This window comes from Prolixibacter sp. SD074 (genome assembly GCF_009617895.1).
Taxonomy (GTDB): Bacteria; Bacteroidota; Bacteroidia; order Bacteroidales; family Prolixibacteraceae; genus Prolixibacter.
This window is the reverse complement of record NZ_BLAW01000001.1, coordinates 2117448-2133704: the sequence shown is the minus strand read 5'-3', so window position 1 is coordinate 2133704 and position 16257 is coordinate 2117448. Positions and strand designations below refer to the sequence as shown.

12 protein-coding genes are annotated in these 16257 nt (G+C 44.7%); 9 read left to right on the top strand and 3 right to left on the bottom strand.

What is annotated here, in order from left to right:
- The first annotated feature begins 68 nt into the window (after positions 1-68).
- From GJU82_RS09270 to GJU82_RS09260, 3 genes are all read left to right on the top strand, one after another.
- Positions 69-1841, top strand: a complete 1773-nt coding sequence (locus GJU82_RS09270; RefSeq protein ID WP_153631896.1) for a chloride channel protein — start codon at positions 69-71, stop codon at positions 1839-1841.
- Between the two features lie 152 nt (positions 1842-1993).
- Positions 1994-3274: a serine hydroxymethyltransferase gene (glyA, locus tag GJU82_RS09265; RefSeq protein WP_153631895.1), complete on the top strand. Its 1281-nt coding sequence runs from the start codon at positions 1994-1996 to the stop codon at positions 3272-3274.
- A gap of 57 nt (positions 3275-3331) precedes the next feature.
- Complete coding sequence (locus GJU82_RS09260) at positions 3332-4081, top strand: sulfite exporter TauE/SafE family protein (protein ID WP_153631894.1); 750 nt, start codon at positions 3332-3334, stop codon at positions 4079-4081.
- 75 nt (positions 4082-4156) lie between these two features.
- Here the strand turns inward: GJU82_RS09260 and tsaD are convergent, their stop codons facing one another.
- Positions 4157-5197 (bottom strand): tRNA (adenosine(37)-N6)-threonylcarbamoyltransferase complex transferase subunit TsaD, encoded by a 1041-nt coding sequence (gene tsaD, locus GJU82_RS09255; protein WP_153631893.1) that lies wholly within the window; start codon positions 5195-5197, stop codon positions 4157-4159.
- A 163-nt stretch (positions 5198-5360) separates the two neighbouring features.
- Here tsaD and GJU82_RS09250 point away from each other — a divergent pair, with 163 nt between their 5' ends.
- From GJU82_RS09250 to malQ, 6 genes are all read left to right on the top strand, one after another.
- Positions 5361-9827 carry a translocation/assembly module TamB gene (locus tag GJU82_RS09250; protein WP_153631892.1) on the top strand — a complete coding sequence of 1489 codons (4467 nt, stop codon included), beginning with the start codon at positions 5361-5363 and terminating at the stop codon, positions 9825-9827.
- 106 nt (positions 9828-9933) lie between these two features.
- Positions 9934-10638 (top strand): MotA/TolQ/ExbB proton channel family protein, encoded by a 705-nt coding sequence (locus tag GJU82_RS09245; protein ID WP_153631891.1) that lies wholly within the window; start codon positions 9934-9936, stop codon positions 10636-10638.
- A 12-nt stretch (positions 10639-10650) separates the two neighbouring features.
- Complete coding sequence (locus tag GJU82_RS09240) at positions 10651-11064, top strand: biopolymer transporter ExbD (protein ID WP_153631890.1); 414 nt, start codon at positions 10651-10653, stop codon at positions 11062-11064.
- 7 nt (positions 11065-11071) lie between these two features.
- Positions 11072-12028 carry a cell envelope integrity protein TolA gene (locus GJU82_RS09235; protein WP_153631889.1) on the top strand — a complete coding sequence of 319 codons (957 nt, stop codon included), beginning with the start codon at positions 11072-11074 and terminating at the stop codon, positions 12026-12028.
- A gap of 312 nt (positions 12029-12340) precedes the next feature.
- On the top strand, positions 12341-13009 hold the full coding sequence (locus GJU82_RS09230; RefSeq protein WP_153631888.1) for a hypothetical protein: 669 nt from the start codon (positions 12341-12343) through the stop codon (positions 13007-13009).
- Between the two features lie 199 nt (positions 13010-13208).
- Complete coding sequence (malQ, locus tag GJU82_RS09225) at positions 13209-14687, top strand: 4-alpha-glucanotransferase (protein WP_228488641.1); 1479 nt, start codon at positions 13209-13211, stop codon at positions 14685-14687.
- On the opposite strand, the gene GJU82_RS09220 is transcribed toward malQ, so the two are convergent.
- A complete protein-coding gene (locus GJU82_RS09220; RefSeq protein ID WP_194831016.1) occupies positions 14664-15455 on the bottom strand; it encodes an alpha/beta fold hydrolase in 792 nt (263 codons plus the stop codon). The genes malQ and GJU82_RS09220 overlap by 24 nt on opposite strands.
- Positions 15456-15485: 30 nt before the next feature.
- Positions 15486-16202, bottom strand: coding sequence for a pyridoxine 5'-phosphate synthase (locus tag GJU82_RS09215; protein WP_228488640.1), 717 nt, complete (start codon positions 16200-16202; stop codon positions 15486-15488).
- Positions 16203-16257: the final 55 nt, after the last annotated feature.

The following is a 16257-nucleotide window of genomic DNA, read 5'->3' as shown; positions in this document are numbered from 1 at the left end:
TTTTATTAATGCAAAGATTACCATAAGTTCATGTTGCATAACATGATTTAGGAGTATTTTTGCGCATCATGAAAAAATTAGCTGATCTTTCGCTTCTCATCAGAGAGTGGCGATTAAAGCATCTTAATGAGCATCAGTTAACCGTGTTGCTCAGTTTAATTGTCGGATTACTTAGCGGACTGGCTGCCATTTTGCTGCAAAACACCATTCATTTTGCCAGTCATTTTTTAACGCATGATTTCACTTCGTATGGACAGAGTTATCAATATCTGGCCTATCCGGGAATTGGGATTCTGATTACGATGCTTTTTGTTAAGTATGTGGTGAAAGACGACATTGGTCATGGTGTTGCGAAAATTCTGTTTGCCATTTCCAACAAGAAAAGTATTATTAAACTCCACAATACCATCACGTCGATGATCGGGAGTGTGATTACGATTGGTTTCGGTGGTTCCGTTGGTGCTGAAGCGCCCGTTGCATTAACCGGTTCGTCCATTGGTTCGAACATTGCCCGAATGTTTCGTCTGGACTATCGCATGATGACGCTAATGGTTGGCTGTGGTGCAGCCGGCGCTATTTCCGGAATTTTTAAGGCTCCCCTGGCAGGTCTTGTCTTTGCAATCGAAGTGCTGATGCTGGATCTGACCATGTCTTCACTCATCCCTTTACTCATTGCTTCAGCATCCGCCGCCCTTCTGACCTATTTCTTCATGGGGCAGGGATATCATTTCTCTTTTCATTTGCTCGATTCTTTTGATATGCACAACATTGTGTGGTATATTGTTTTGGGCGTGTTGTGCGGATTTATTTCGCTTCTTTTCACGCGCGGGACAATGTATATTGAAGGGAAATTTAAGCAGCTTAAGAATCCGTATGCCCGGGTATTGGTTGGGGCATTGGTTTTAGGAGGCCTGGTTTTTCTTTTTCCATCATTGTGGGGAGAAGGCTATTTTTCTATTGATGCCATTCTTAACGGACATAGCGAAGAGCTATTGAAAAATTCAATTTTTGTTGGGTTGCAGCATAATGAGATTTGGTTTCTTGTGATTATTGCTGCCATTATTTTGACCAAGATAGTGGCTTCGTCAGTGACAACTGCTTCAGGTGGTGTTGGTGGAATTTTTGCTCCGGCGCTTTTTCTTGGAGGAATGGCCGGATTTTTTATGGCTAAATTATTGGGACTTCTTGGCATGCCAGTGCCTGTTCGGAATTTTGCCCTGGTAGGGATGGCTGGTGCCATGGCTGGCGTGATGCATGCCCCAATGACCGCTATTTTCCTGATTGCTGAAATTACAGGTGGCTTTAGTTTGTATATTCCGCTCATGATAACCAGCGCTGTTTCTTACCTTACAATTATTCCTTTCGAACCTTTGTCTATTTATCATATTCGATTATCCGAACGGGGCGAGTTGATTACTCATGATAAGGATAAAGCAATTCTGACTTTGCTGAAACTTCGGAATGTGATTGAAACCGATTTGCTGACCGTTCCGGTTGATGCCAACCTGGGGGAACTGGTCAGGGTTATTTCCACGTCGAAACGAAACATTTTCCCGGTAGTGGATAAGAATAACCGGTTTGAAGGAATTGTACTGCTGGACGATATTCGTGAAATCATGTTCAACAAAGATATGTACGACAAAACATTTGTGACGGATGTGATGACCACGCCACCGGCATTCGTTTCGAAGGATGAACGCATGGAAAGTGTGATGAAAAAGTTTCATGAGACAGGGGCATGGAATTTACCTGTTCTGGAAGATGGTAAATACATCGGATTTATCTCGAAAGCGGCCATTTTTAATGCTTACCGCAGTGTGCTCGTTCACTTTTCGGAATAGCCAGGGGAAAAGCTATTATAAAACATAAGGTTGGCGAAGAAACCATGAGATTATTACTGGTTTAAATTTGCATTTCGTAACATCTTGGCGCAGCCAAAAAAGGGATGAAAAATTGTACCTTTGGCCAACACAAAACAGATTAAATTTTTACCATGAAAAAAGATACCCAGGTTTTTGAAATCATCGAAAAAGAAGATCAGCGACAGCGTAACGGAATTGAATTAATTGCTTCGGAGAACTTTGTTTCGGAGCAGGTAATGGCAGCTATGGGTTCGTGCCTGACCAATAAATATGCAGAGGGTTACCCCGGACATCGCTATTATGGCGGTTGTCAGCATGTTGATGAGGCGGAGCAACTGGCCATCGATCGGATTAAGGAGCTGTTTGATGCCGAATATGCCAACGTACAACCGCACTCAGGTGCACAGGCCAATATGGCGGTTTTGATGACGGTTCTTAAACCTGGCGATACGTTCATGGGGCTTGACCTGTCGCACGGCGGTCACCTTTCACATGGTTCGCCGGTTAACTCATCCGGTTTGCTTTATAATCCGATTGCGTACAAAGTGAAGGAAGATACCGGCATGGTTGATTATGACATGATGGAAGAGCTGGCGTTGAAAGAAAAGCCGAAAATGATTATCGGTGGTGCTTCGGCCTATTCACGTGAGTGGGATTACAAACGGATGCGCAAAATTGCCGATAAGATTGGCGCTATCTTCATGGTGGATATGGCTCACCCGGCTGGACTGATTGCTGCCGGCCTGCTGGACAATCCGGTGAAATATGCACACATTGTTACGTCAACGACGCATAAAACCCTGCGTGGACCACGTGGTGGTATTATTCTGATGGGGAAAGATTTTGAAAATCCATGGGGCATCACCACGAAGAAAGGTGAGGTACGGATGATGTCTGCCTTACTCAATTCAGCTGTATTCCCGGGTATTCAGGGCGGACCGCTTGAGCATGTAATTGCTGCCAAGGCCGTTGCATTTGGCGAAGCCTTACTGCCCGAATACAAAACCTATCAGGCGCAGGTGCAGAAAAATGCAAAAGTGATGGCCCAGGCATTTATCGATAAAGGCTATAAAGTGATTTCGGGTGGAACCGATAACCACTCGATGCTGATTGACCTGCGAACCAAATTCCCGGAAATAACCGGTAAAAAAGTAGAAAATATACTGGTTTTGGCCGACATTACCATTAACAAAAACATGGTGCCGTTCGATAGCCGTTCTCCTTTCCAGACTTCCGGTTTGCGCGTGGGAACTCCGGCTATTACTACCCGCGGATTGAAAGAGGGACACATGCCGTTAATCGTCGGCCTGATTGATGAAGTGATTAGTAACATCGACGATGAAGCTACCATTGCCCGCGTTCGCGGAAAAGTTAACGAGATGATGAAAGACTTCCCGATTTTCGCCTGGTAAACGGGGACTTAAAATATTTTTTCGAAATTAGGGGCTGATTTTAACAGCTCCTTTTTTATGGAATGGTATCTGATTGCAGGATTAATCGGTGTCGGTTTTTTGGCCGGATTTGTGAATACGCTGGCTGGCGGAGGCTCTATGCTTACCCTGCCAATGTTGATGTTCCTGGGACTCCCGGCGGGTGTAGCCAACGGGACCAACCGTGTTGCCATTTTGCTGCAGAATATTGCCGGTGTTAAAACCTTTCGTGATAACAAAGCCATTAATCTGAAAGTCGATTCAAGGCTGGCCATTCCGGCAGTAATCGGGGCCATTCCCGGCGCTTTTATTGCGGCTGATTTGAATGAAGAGATCATGCGGCGGGTAATTGCCGTGGTGCTGGGGCTCATGTTCTTTCTGGTGTTGTTAAAACCGAAAACATGGGAACGAAGCATGATAGCCGATCCCGAACGTCCCGTTTGGTGGCATTACCTGATTTTCTTTTTCATCGGGATGTATGGAGGTTTTATTCAGGTGGGGACCGGATTTTTGCTGTTGGCAGGATTAGTAATGGGAAGCGGTTACGATCTTGTTCGTGGTAACGCGGTGAAGAAATGGATCATTCTTCTCTATACCCCCTTTGCGCTGGCTGTTTTCTTTTTTAATCACCAGGTGGATCTGAAAGCTGGTTTAATACTGGCTGTCGGGAATATGTTGGGAGCAGTTGTCGGAGCTAAGTTTGCAGTTAGTTGGGGCCCCAAAGTGGTGAAGTATTTCCTTCTGTTGGCGCTGGTAGTAGTGACCCTGAAATTATTTAACGTCTTCTGATTTTCTTCCCGGAAGGGGAAAAAGAAAGCCGGGCTGTTGATGCCAGGCTTCCCACTGAATAGTTTATTCGTTGTCTTATTTTTCATTGATAACCATCCGCGAAAATGGTGCCACCTCCTGACCGACAAATTCGCCTTTCAGGTATTTGTAGTAACCCGTGATGGCAATCATGGCCGCATTATCGGTGGTGTAGGCAAATTTCGGGATGTGTAGTTTCCAATTGTGTTTCTCGGCTTCTTTTTGCAACGTTTCGCGTAAACCGCTGTTGGCAGAAACTCCACCGGCAATGGTAATCTCTTTGATGCCGGTTTCTTTAGCCGCTCTTTTCAGCTTGGCCAGCAACACATTGATTATGGTATGCTGAATAGAAGCACAAATGTCCGATTTGTTCTCTTCGATGAAGTCGGGATTGTCTTTGATGTTGTCGCGGATGAAATAAAGGAAAGATGTTTTTAGTCCACTGAAGCTGTAATCCAGTCCCTTAATTTTGGGTTCTGCAAACTTAAACGCTTTCGGATTTCCCTCTTTGGCGAGCTTGTCGATTAACGGGCCGCCGGGATAGGGGAGCCCCATCACTTTGGCGCACTTGTCGAAAGCTTCGCCGGCGGCATCGTCAATGGTTTGTCCAATGACCTCCATGTCGAGGTGGTCACGCACAATGATGATTTGTGAGTTTCCGCCGGAAACCAAGAGGCAGAGGAATGGGAATTCCGGGGCAGACTCATCATTTTCATCTTCTTTGATGAAATGTGCCAGCACATGTCCCTGCAAGTGGTTAATTTCGATTAGCGGAATGCCGGAAGCCAGGGCAAAGCCTTTGGCAAACGATGTTCCAACCAACAAAGAGCCCAACAACCCGGGCCCTCGGGTAAATGCCACTGCCGAAATTTCGTCGCGGGAAATGCCGGCCTTTTTAATGGCCTGATCAACAACAGGAATAATGTTTTGTTGATGAGCCCGCGAAGCCAATTCGGGGACAACTCCGCCGTATGCCTTGTGAACAGCCTGGCCGGCTACTTCGTTACTTTTAATGATACCATTCTGAATGATGGCAGCAGAAGTATCATCGCAGGAGGATTCTATACCTAAAATAACAATATTTTCCGTGTTATTCATTGTGCGTATTTTCCTTGAAAAATTTGGTGCAGACAGCTGTAGAATACTTGGATTGTCTGTTGGAAAAAAACTATTTTTATGTGCCCCGAATATTAACATGATTTCCGGAGAGAATGTTTCTTCATAAAAGCACAAAAGTATTAAAAAAAGCCATAAAATATTATTGATCGCCGCACTGGTAGTTGTGGCATTACCGGTGTTGGCTTATCTCACTTTCCGCTCTAATAAAGTTCAGTTGAGGGTGGTGCAGTGGGTGACGCAACAACTTTCGGCAACGCTGAACACGCAGGTGAGTGTGCAGGGAGTCGATATTGCGCTCTTTCACCAGATTGTACTTGAGGGAGTACTGATTAAGGATCAAGCCAACGACACGTTAATTTATGCGAAAAACGTTAAGGCCGATATCGACAGTATTCTTCCGCGGAAGCGTGTGGTTCATTTCAGTAATCTCTACCTGTGGGGTGCAGAGGTAAATCTGCGAAAGGATTCATCGAAGCTGAATCTTCAATTTTTGATTGATTCGCTTAACGCGATGCCAGCTGACACCGTTCATCCCTGGCAAGTTACCTTCGACAATATTCACTTACGGAATTCGGAATTCAAATACCGACAGCTTAGTGGCGCCAATCCTCATGAGCATGGTCTTAATTTTCATGATGTTGCTGTTCGTAATCTGAATTTGTCCCTTCTTAATTATCAGGACGCCGATTCGGCCATGTCCTTTCGGATCGATCATCTTTCTTTTAACGAAAAATCGGGCTTTGTGGTAAAGAACATTGCTTTTAATGCCCGGATTGATTCATCGACATTTACTGCCGCGAATTTTTTTCTGGAGACAGACAGCACAAGACTGGATGCGGCGGAGTTGCAGTTCAGTCCGCGAATCATCCCTGTGGATTCAACCGAGTTAACTCAGAACGGTGAGCTGTATCCTTTTTTGTCGAAACTGAATAATTATCAGGTCAATTCGCAGTTCAACGATTCCCGTGTGTCATTGCATGATTTAGCCTATTTCGTACCGTCGCTGTGGGGAATGGGCGCACCGTTTCACTTCTCGGGATTGGTCAGGGGAACCGTGGATAACTTCAAGATTAGGGATTTCAAATTCAGAATCGGAAAATATATCCGTTTTCAGGCTGACCTCGATATGCGGGGATTGCCCGACTGGCAAAAGACCTACATCTTCTTTAAATTTTATGACAACACCTTTGATTTTCGCGATCTGGCTGCGCTGAAGTTGCCGGAAGGAATGAAACCGATTCAGGTTCCGAAGCAACTACTCGACAGTGTGCAGCTGACTTACCGGGGTAACTTTACAGGATTCCCGTCGGATTTTGTGGCTTATGGTACGCTCAACGGAGATTTGGGGCAGATCTCCAGTGACCTTGCCTTTCAACCCGCCGAAAATGGGAAGGTCGATTTTGAGGGAAGAGTGATTACCCGTTCTTTCGATTTGGGAAAGGTTTTGAATAATAAATCGTTGGGTACTATTTCGATGCGTACCAAATTGAATGGGACCCGTTTGGGGAACGGGAAATTCAGTGCGAAAATTCAGGGGCTGATCGACAGTTTGTATTATAATAATTACCGGATCAAGTCGATTTATCTGAATGGAAATGCGCGTGAGCGAGGTTTCGACGGGGAAATTTATGCCGACGATCCGAACCTGCAGTTCTTCTTTTCTGGTAAGGCCGATTTGGAACCGAAAATTCCGGTTTTCAATTTTACGACAACGGTTGACAAGGCCAATCTTTATGTGCTCGGCCTGGACAAGAAGGTGAAAAATGCGAGTGTTTCATTTGGGCTGGAAGCCAATTTCCGCGGAAGCAATATTGATAACATGAACGGGGAGATTAACTTCGACCAGATAAGTTATACCCGCGATATTGGAACATTGGATTTGTCGGGGGTGAACCTGAAGACGGAAAATCGGCCCGGGCACAACTCCATTTCCCTTCGTTCCGACTTTGTCGATTTGGACATGGCCGGGAAATACCGTTTTAACGACATCCTTCTGTCATTCCGCGATTACGTGCAGCATTACCTGCCTTCGGCCAAATTACCCTTCGCCGGGGAACCGGCCGTCGGAGAAAATAAGTTTCAGTTCAATTTGCAGATCAAGGAGTCTGACCAGTTGAGCAAGTTTTTCTTTCCGGAACTGGAAGCGAAACCTCCGGTGCGGATTTCGGGGAATTTCGATTCTTACAAACATCTTTTTAATCTCGATGGGTTCGCCCCGGATATCACTTATCGGAATAATGAAATTGAAGGATTCTCTCTGGGGGCGCGTTCCGATGCTGATAGAACCAGCATTCGTGCCGGAATTAAGAAAGTAACGCTGAAAGGGAAGCATGATATTTACAATCTGACCCTGAATAATACAGCTTTTAACGATAGCCTGGCTACCTGGTTAACCTGGAACAATACCGATACGGTGACTTATAGTGGCGAAATCAATACGCTGACAACGTTTAGTCGTGATTCGGTAACCGGAAGAAATCACACCGAAGTAGTCATTAACCCGACGAAAATTTGGGCCGCCGATAGTTTGTGGCAAATCGAACCTTCGCATCTAACCATCGATTCAACCCGTTGGATGGTAGATGATTTTCATGTTCATCACCGGAAGGAAGAGTTTAAGGTCGATGGTGTGGTTTCCAAAAATCCGGAGGATAAACTCTCTCTCTCCTTTGGGAACCTCAAACTTGACGACTTTTCCGATTTGCTTGACAGTGATTTGATGATGAGTGGTACGCTTGACGGTAAAGCCAGTTTTAGTAACCTGTACCGAAAACTGGTTGTGTCGGGAGATTTGGGAATAATGGACCTGGTATTTCAGGATACTCCTTTGGGGGATGCTTCGATAAAAAGTAACTGGGATCCGGTAAAGCAAAAAGTTGTTTCGTCCTTGAACCTGACAGCGAACGGAAAGGACAGGCTTGATATTTCCGGAGCATACACGCCTGACAGTAATCGGGTTGATTATTCAGCTAAGATTAAAGGTGTGCCGCTTGAGATGTTGTATCCTTTCATGGCAGGTTTTGCCGATCAATTTGGCGGCGAGGGATATGGAAACCTGAGGATGTCGGGAAATCTGAATAAACCTCGCTTCGACGGAGATGTTTTTGTACAGGGTGGAAAAATTGGAATCGATTATCTGAAAACCAATTACAATTATTCCGATACGGTATTCTTCAAGAATGATTCAATTATTTTTAACAGAATCTTGCTGAAAGACGCTGATAATCAAATTGCCCGTTTGGATGGGACCATCCGTCATACATTGTTCAGTGATATGAAGTATGATTTGTCCGTCACAACGGCTAATATTAAAGTGTTGAATACCACGGCTCGCGACAATAACCTGTTCTACGGGAAGGCTCATGTTTCGGGGGGCATTCGGATTACCGGCGAGAGACAGTATGTCAGGCTCGATATTTCGCTGAGAACTGAACCCGGAACGCAGATATTTCTTCCGATGGAACGGCCGGAATCGGCGAGTGAATATGATTTTATCACGTTTGTTAATTCGACAAAAACCGATAGCACTCAACATTTGACCGTTAAAAGGCCGGAGAATAATTCCGATTTTGAAATGTACATGGATGTAGAGGCAACGCCCAGTGCGAAGGTGCAAATCATTTTCGACCCGACCATCGGTGATGTGATTAAAGGACAAGGGAATGGCAATCTGCGCCTGGTTTACGATCGGGAAGGAAATTTCAAGGTGTATGGCGATTATACGGTGGAGAAAGGAGATTACCTTTTCACGCTGCAAAACGTTATCAATAAAAAATTCAGGATAGAACGGGGCGGAACCATTTCGTGGAATGGCGATCCGAATGATGCAGTTGTCAATTTGGATGCTGTTTACAAACTACGGGCATCGCTTTATGATTTATTGCTAAATACAAGCAATAAAGGTGATTATTCACGGCGCATTCCGGTTGAAATAAAAATAAATCTTTCGAAAAAACTTTTTAATCCGGCAGTTAAATTCGATATTGAATTCCCGACGGCAGATAAACGAACGCGCGATGAAGTCCTGCAGTACATTAGCACGCAGGATGAAATTAACCGACAGATTCTCTCTTTACTCGTTATGGGGCAGTTTTACACCCCGGAATATCTTCGTGGTAACCAGAGCTTTGAAACAACCGGTGCCAGCATGGTCAATGCCACTACCTCGGAAATGTTGTCTAATCAGTTGTCGAACTGGCTTTCTCAGATCAGTAACGATTTCGATATCGGATTCAATTACCGTCCGGGCGACCAGGTCAGCAACCGGGAAATTGAGGTGGCGTTGAGTACCCAGATTCTGGATGACCGGGTGACTATCAATGGTAATATTGGCAACAATGGTAGTTTACAGTCAAGCAATACCAACCAGATTGTCGGAGAGGTGGAAGTTTATGTGAACCTGGATAAGTCGGGGAAACTGCAACTGAAAGTATACAATCGCTCCAACGATGATCTGATATACGATACGAGTCCATATACGCAGGGTATTGGTATTTCCTTTCGGGAAGAATTCGATTCTTTCGACGATTTGTTCCAGCGTTACTTTAAGAAAAGTCAGGAGAAAAAACGAGAACAGGCATTGAAAAAGAAAAGGAAAAGAGGCGGCTGAATCGTCATCCGGTCAGTAGGATTAATTAAGATTCATTATTTTTGCTTTCATCATATTTTCGCGATATTCAAGACATCAAAATCACAACGAAATTACGGTAATACATATGATTAATCTCTTATTCCTCCAAAGTACAGATGCCGCTGCCGATACGGCTAATATGGCTGCACAGGCGGCGCAGGGTGCTGTCGAACTGAAGTTTTGGGACCTGGTCCTCAAAGGTGGTTGGATCATGATCCCTATTTTTCTCCTGTCGATTATTGCTATTTACATATTTGTAGAACGTTATTACGCCATTAAGAGAGCCGCAAAAATCGATGATCGTTTCATCGATCAAATAAAAGATAATATTCATAACAGCCGTTTCGATGCAGCAATAGCACTTTGCCGCACCAGCGATACTCCGGTTGCCCGGATGATTGAAAAGGGAGTATCGCGCATTGGCCGGCCACTGAACGATGTCAATACCGCCATTGAGAATGTTGGAAACCTTGAAATTTCCAAATTGGAAAAGGGACTTCCTGCTTTGGCCAGTGTTTCCGGAGGTGCCCCGATGCTGGGATTTCTCGGAACCGTAATGGGAATGATTCAGGCGTTTTATGATATGTCGAATGCTGGAAGTAACGTGGATGTATCGTTGCTTTCCAGCGGTATTTATCAGGCCATGGTCACTACTGTTGCCGGCTTGACTGTGGGGATTATCAGCTACTTTGCTTACAACATTTTAGTGGCACGCGTCGAAAAGGTTGTTTTTAAAATGGAAGCGACAACTTCTGAGTTTATGGATTTACTGCACGAACCAGCAAAATAAACAAGCATTCGAATGGCATTACGTCGAAGAAATAAAGTGAACGCAGGTTTCAGTATGTCGTCAATGACGGATATTGTATTTCTATTGCTCATTTTTTTCATGGTCACATCGACCCTGATTAGCCCAAATGCGCTGAAAATGTTGCTTCCGCAGAGTAACAATCAAACCAATGCCAAGCCGCTTACGACGATTTCGATTACGAAAGACCTAAACTATTATGTGAATAATAACGGTCGTCTGGTGAAGGTCAATTTCAGTGAAATTGAGCCCTATTTGCAGGAAACACTGCAAGGGAAGAATGATATCTATATTTCACTACATGCTGAGAAATCGGTTCCGATTGAGCAGGTAGTGAAAGTGATGAATATTGCCAAACGAAATCATTATAAAATGATTTTGGCCACTAGTCCTGAACAAACCCGCTAAATAATTTATGTCCAATATCGGTAAACATAGAAGAGGAATTGTAGGAACCATTCTGTTTCACGGGATGATTATCCTGTTGTTACTATTCTTCGGATTTGTTACGCCGCTTCCGTTGCCGGAAGAGCGGGGGATTTTAGTTGATTTCGGGAATTCGGCCACTGGATCGGGGGCAAGAGAGCCTGCCAGGAGAGCGGCTCAGGCACCGGTAAAAAAGGAGGAGAAGAAAAAAGGACCGGTTGTTACCCCTCCTCCGGTAAATAAACCAAATGCACAACCCAAATCGACACCTAATCAGGGAAAAGAGAAGGTGTTGACGCAGGATTTCGAAGAATCGGCTGCTGTTAATTCCGGAACGAAGAAAAGTAAGGTCGACGAAAAAAAGAAAAGAGAGGAAGAGTTGGCCCGAAGGAAAAAATTGGCGGAAGAAAAAGCCCGTCAGGAGGAACAGGAAAGAGAGCGTCAGGCTGAGTTGGAACGCCAACGTAAGGCAGCGGCGGAGCGAAAGAAAAGGGAAGAAGAGCAACGCCAGATAGCCGAAATTAATTCAAGGGCACAATCCGCTTTCGGCGGTGGAAAAGCTGATAACGGCCCCGATAGTAAGAGCCAGGGAGTTACCTACGGTGGTGGCAACCAGGGAAGCCCCGATGGGTCGCCCGGCGCGAACCGCTATGGCAATGGCGGAGGTAGCGGCAATACCTATAATCTTTCCGGACGAAGCCTGGTAGGAGGACTGCCTAAACCCGATTTTCCGGGCAACGAAGAAGGAACGGTTGTCGTTGAAATAACCGTCGACAAATATGGAAAAGTAACCCAGGCAGTTCCCGGCATAAAAGGCTCTAATACGATGAATCCCTCATTGTTGGCTGCGGCCAAAAAAGCGGCATTATCCGCCCGTTTTAACACCGATAACAATGCCTCCGCATTCCAAAAAGGAACCATTACCTACCATTTCGTACTCGATTAACTTTTCCTTTTTTAACTTTCTTTATTTTTTATAAGCATTGATTTTGAGGCATTTTTTCTGTAATTTGTAAATAGTCTTTATAGGTAAAGAACCGACGAAAGAGGTTAAAGGAGAAAGGGTAAATTCATAGGACAGATTCTTATCTCAAACACTTAACCTTCCTAATCCTGCCTTTATGGCGAGTCCTGGCGCTATGCCACTATGTTTTCATACGTGAAACGACCGGTATTTGAGTGTTCCTCATTTACAAGGTCGAAGTCCCTTTCGCCGGGAGCGAAAGAGCGATTTGTTACAGTAAAAAACTTGATGATTATGGATGTAGGAAGAAATTACCAGTTCAGCGACGCGCAGTTAATTCGGATCGGATCAGAAATTAAAAATCTTCTCCCGTTGTATATGCGGCAGTTAACGGATCATACTCCGGCCATAAATGAAGATTTTTTGATTCAATTTCAACGCACATTAAAGGAGGCAAAATCAGTGCCGGCAACTGACTCCCTGGATGAAGAAATTACCCTGTTGGAGGAAGAGATTAAAGAGAAGATGGAAAATGCATGCATGGTATTTCGGTCACTAAGATTGTACATTCAGGCGGCTTTCCCACATGACGGAAGGGTATGGGAACAACTTGGTTTTCGTGATTATCAGCGGGCCAGCACCAGCCGCAATCAGATGCTGATGAAATTGCAGGAGCTACAACATTTGGTTGAAAAGCACCGTGCTGCCCTTCAGGTTGTTCATTGTCCACCTGATTACTATTGGCAAATCCGGGTCCTAAGAGCAGAGCTGCAGTCAATGGGACAAAAACTGAATGAGAAACTGGTTGAGCAAAAGCGTTTACAATCGCTAAAACTGGCACGGATGAATGCGTTGTATGCCAAGTTGCTGATCATTTCGGACGTGGCAAAAAAGGTTTTTGCCAACCAACCGCAGGTGCTTGAAATGTTTAAATTGCCGAAACACCTGGCCGCAGCAGTATAATATAACATTGAAAAAGGGAAATGGAAGAAAAAAAGTGTAGTATTATATGCTGCCGATGCTGAAAAATGGTTGTCTTGATTTAGGCAACCATTTTTTATGGTCTTTACATTCAAAACGAGTTGTACGCCTTTATTCCTGTTAGGCATCTTTCTTATCTTTGTGCCATTCCAATGTAATGTTCGGAATCTAAATCGTCCCGATGAAACGAGAAAGTGGAATATTATTGCATCCAACATCCCTTCCGGGGAAATACGGAATAGGCTCACTTGGTTCACAGTCACGTTGGTTTGTTGACTGGCTGTCCGTACACGGCCAGAAAGTGTGGCAAATTCTGCCATTAAATCCAACCGGGTTCAACCATTCTCCTTATCAGTGTTATTCGGCTTTCGCCGGAAATCCAAATCTTATTGATTTGGATGAGTTCGTTTCATCAGGTTATCTGGAAACAGATGATTTAAGTACGATTCCTCATTTTTCCAGTCATCGTGTCGATTTTACCGGAGCGATTGAATTTCGGGGGCCTCTTTTGCAAAAAGCATTTATCCGTTTCCGGGAAACCGGTGGTTTTGGTCTTCCGGAATACATGCAGTTTTGGAATGAACATGCCTGGTGGCTCGATTCATATTCCCTTTTTTATGCGTGTCACAAAAATCTGAAGGGTAAGAACTGGAACGATTGGGAAGAAGCCCTGGCAACCCGTACCGAAGGCGCACTTCATTTTTACTTTCGCCATTTTAGGGAAGATGTTGAATATCAGCGATTCGTGCAATTTGTTTTTTTTCGGCAGTGGTTTGCATTAAAACAATATGCCAACGAAAAAGGAGTCCAAATTCTCGGTGATATTCCGCTTTATGTTTTGTATGACAGCGCCGATGTTTGGGCCAATCAGGACCTGTTTATGCTGGACGAAAAGCGAACACCTGTAAAGGTTGGTGGCGTTCCTCCCGATTATTTCAGCGAAACGGGCCAGCGTTGGGGAAATCCGCTCTACAATTGGGAACGAATGAAAGAGCGTGGATTTGACTGGTGGATGGCACGTATTCATTTCAATCTGAAAATGTTCGATCGGGTGCGCATCGATCATTTCAGGGGCCTCAAGTCATTTTGGGCGATTCCGTATAGCGAAAAGACAGCAGTAAAGGGAGAGTGGCTTCCAGCCATGGGAGATGAGTTGTTCCGTATTTTACGCGATCACTTGGGAAACTTGCCCATCATTGCGGAGGATTTGGGAACAATTACAGATGAGGTTCATGCATTGCGGAAGAAATACGGTTTCCCCGGAATGAAAGTGCTTCAGTTTGCTTTTGAAAGCGGAAGCGACAATGAATACCTTCCGCACAATTACGAAACTGATTTTGTGGTTTACACCGGAACTCACGACAACAATACGACGCGAGGCTGGTGGAAATCACTAAAAACCGACGAGCGAAGAGAAGCGCTTCCTTATTTGCCAAACCCGAAAGAGGAAAAACACTGGCAGCTTATTCGCCTGGCACTTTCGTCGGTCGCCGAAACGGCCATTATTCCTTTTCAGGATGTATTAGGACTGGGTGAACGGGCGCGAATGAATACTCCGGGTACGGTTGACGGAAACTGGAATTGGCGGTTTACCCAACGGGAACTACATCGTCATCATGGCGAAAAGCTATTGAAACTAACCCGCTTGTATGCACGATAACACTGCTTGCAGAAACAGTTTAGGTTGCTCGGCATGTAGCCAGTGGCCGGCATCGGGAATATCGATGATGCGTGCATCCGGATAAATTTCTTTAATAGCTGGAATATCTTCATCAGTAATGTACTTCGATTTCAAACCCCGGATAAATGTTACGGGGTAACCGAGAATTGGTTTCCTGTCTTCAAACCAATCGGCATTGACCTCGCTGATGATTTGTGGCAGATACTTTTTCAGCGCCGGAACATTTAAGCGCCACATGAATTTGCCTTCCTTTGTGCGTTTGATATTCTTCAGCAGAAATTGTCGTAATTCGACAGCATCTAATTTTGTCGCTAAATATTGGTCGATTTCCTTTCTCGTTTGCACCCGGCTTAAATCAATTTCGTCCAATAACTCTAGTATGGTTTGATGCATATGAAAATTCGATTTGGTCCGGTCAAGTTCCGTGTAATCTTTGGGAGCTATATCGGCAACAATCAGGCAACTGACCTTGTCAGGGTAATCGGCAGCGAAATGCATGGCCACCTTTCCACCCATGCTATGGCCTAAAACAGTGGCTTTATCCATCTCCTGCTCTTCGAAAAAGCCGGCCACATCTTCGCTCATGGCTTCAAAAGTATGAACATCAGCATTGGGCGAATCGCCATGATTTCGGAGGTTCAGCAGGTAAACTGTATAGGATTCTGAAAGATGTTTTCCAATGGTGAGCCAGTTATCTGAAGAGCCGTAAAGCCCGTGCAGAATAACCAGGTTAGGGCCGGAACCCATTTTTTTAAACTTCAGTGAAACGCGCATAAATTACCTCAGGCACTCTTTATATTTTAAAATTGTCAGCTCCAAACCAAGATAAATGGCTTCGGAGATTAGGGCGTGGCCGATAGAAACTTCGAGCAGGCCGGGAATGTTTTGATTGAAGAAGCGGAGATTTTTCAGGCTCAGATCATGACCGGCGTTCAGGCCCAACTCCGATTCCATGGCTACTTCAGCAGCCAAAATGAAAGGTGCAATGGCTTTTTCCGGTGCAGCAGGATAATCCGTGGCGTAAGGTTCGGTATACAATTCAACCCTATCGGCACCAACTTTGGCAGCTCCTTCGATAAAGCGTGCTTCGGTTCCTACAAACACTGATGTCCGAATGCCGGCTTTTTTTAATTCGCCGATTATTTCCGTCAGAAATTCTTTGTTGTCGAGTGTATTCCAACCCGCATTGGATGTCAATGCATCGGGATCATCGGGGACAAGTGTTACCTGGTGAGGTTTTACTTCCAGCACCAAATCCATAAATTTTGGAGAAGGATACCCTTCGATGTTAAACTCCGTGGTAATCAGTGGCCTAATCTCCCGAATATCGCTGTAGCGGATATGCCTTTCATCCGGACGGGGGTGTACGGTAACTCCTTCAGCTCCAAATTTTTCACAGTTCATGGCAGCCTCCAAAACGTTAGGAATATTGCCTCCCCGCGAATTTCGTAGTGTTGCTATTTTATTTATATTTACACTTAAGCGTGTCATCATTTATCACGTATTGATTGAATGCGCAATTTACAATTTAGATTGCAAATGAATAAAT

Excerpts from the sequence above, each read along its gene's own strand:
- GJU82_RS09235 (WP_153631889.1), top strand. The coding sequence starts at position 11,072 with ATGTCCAATATCGGTAAACATAGAAGAGGAATTGTAGGAACCATTCTG.
- GJU82_RS09230 (WP_153631888.1), top strand. The coding sequence starts at position 12,341 with ATGGATGTAGGAAGAAATTACCAGTTCAGCGACGCGCAGTTAATTCGG.
- GJU82_RS09260 (WP_153631894.1), top strand. The coding sequence starts at position 3,332 with ATGGAATGGTATCTGATTGCAGGATTAATCGGTGTCGGTTTTTTGGCC.
- malQ (WP_228488641.1), top strand. The coding sequence starts at position 13,209 with ATGAAACGAGAAAGTGGAATATTATTGCATCCAACATCCCTTCCGGGG.
- GJU82_RS09220 (WP_194831016.1), bottom strand. The coding sequence starts at position 15,455 with ATGGGTTCCGGCCCTAACCTGGTTATTCTGCACGGGCTTTACGGCTCT.
- glyA (WP_153631895.1), top strand. The coding sequence starts at position 1,994 with ATGAAAAAAGATACCCAGGTTTTTGAAATCATCGAAAAAGAAGATCAG.
- GJU82_RS09245 (WP_153631891.1), top strand. The coding sequence starts at position 9,934 with ATGATTAATCTCTTATTCCTCCAAAGTACAGATGCCGCTGCCGATACG.
- tsaD (WP_153631893.1), bottom strand. The coding sequence starts at position 5,197 with ATGAATAACACGGAAAATATTGTTATTTTAGGTATAGAATCCTCCTGC.
- GJU82_RS09270 (WP_153631896.1), top strand. The coding sequence starts at position 69 with ATGAAAAAATTAGCTGATCTTTCGCTTCTCATCAGAGAGTGGCGATTA.
- GJU82_RS09215 (WP_228488640.1), bottom strand. The coding sequence starts at position 16,202 with ATGATGACACGCTTAAGTGTAAATATAAATAAAATAGCAACACTACGA.
- GJU82_RS09240 (WP_153631890.1), top strand. The coding sequence starts at position 10,651 with ATGGCATTACGTCGAAGAAATAAAGTGAACGCAGGTTTCAGTATGTCG.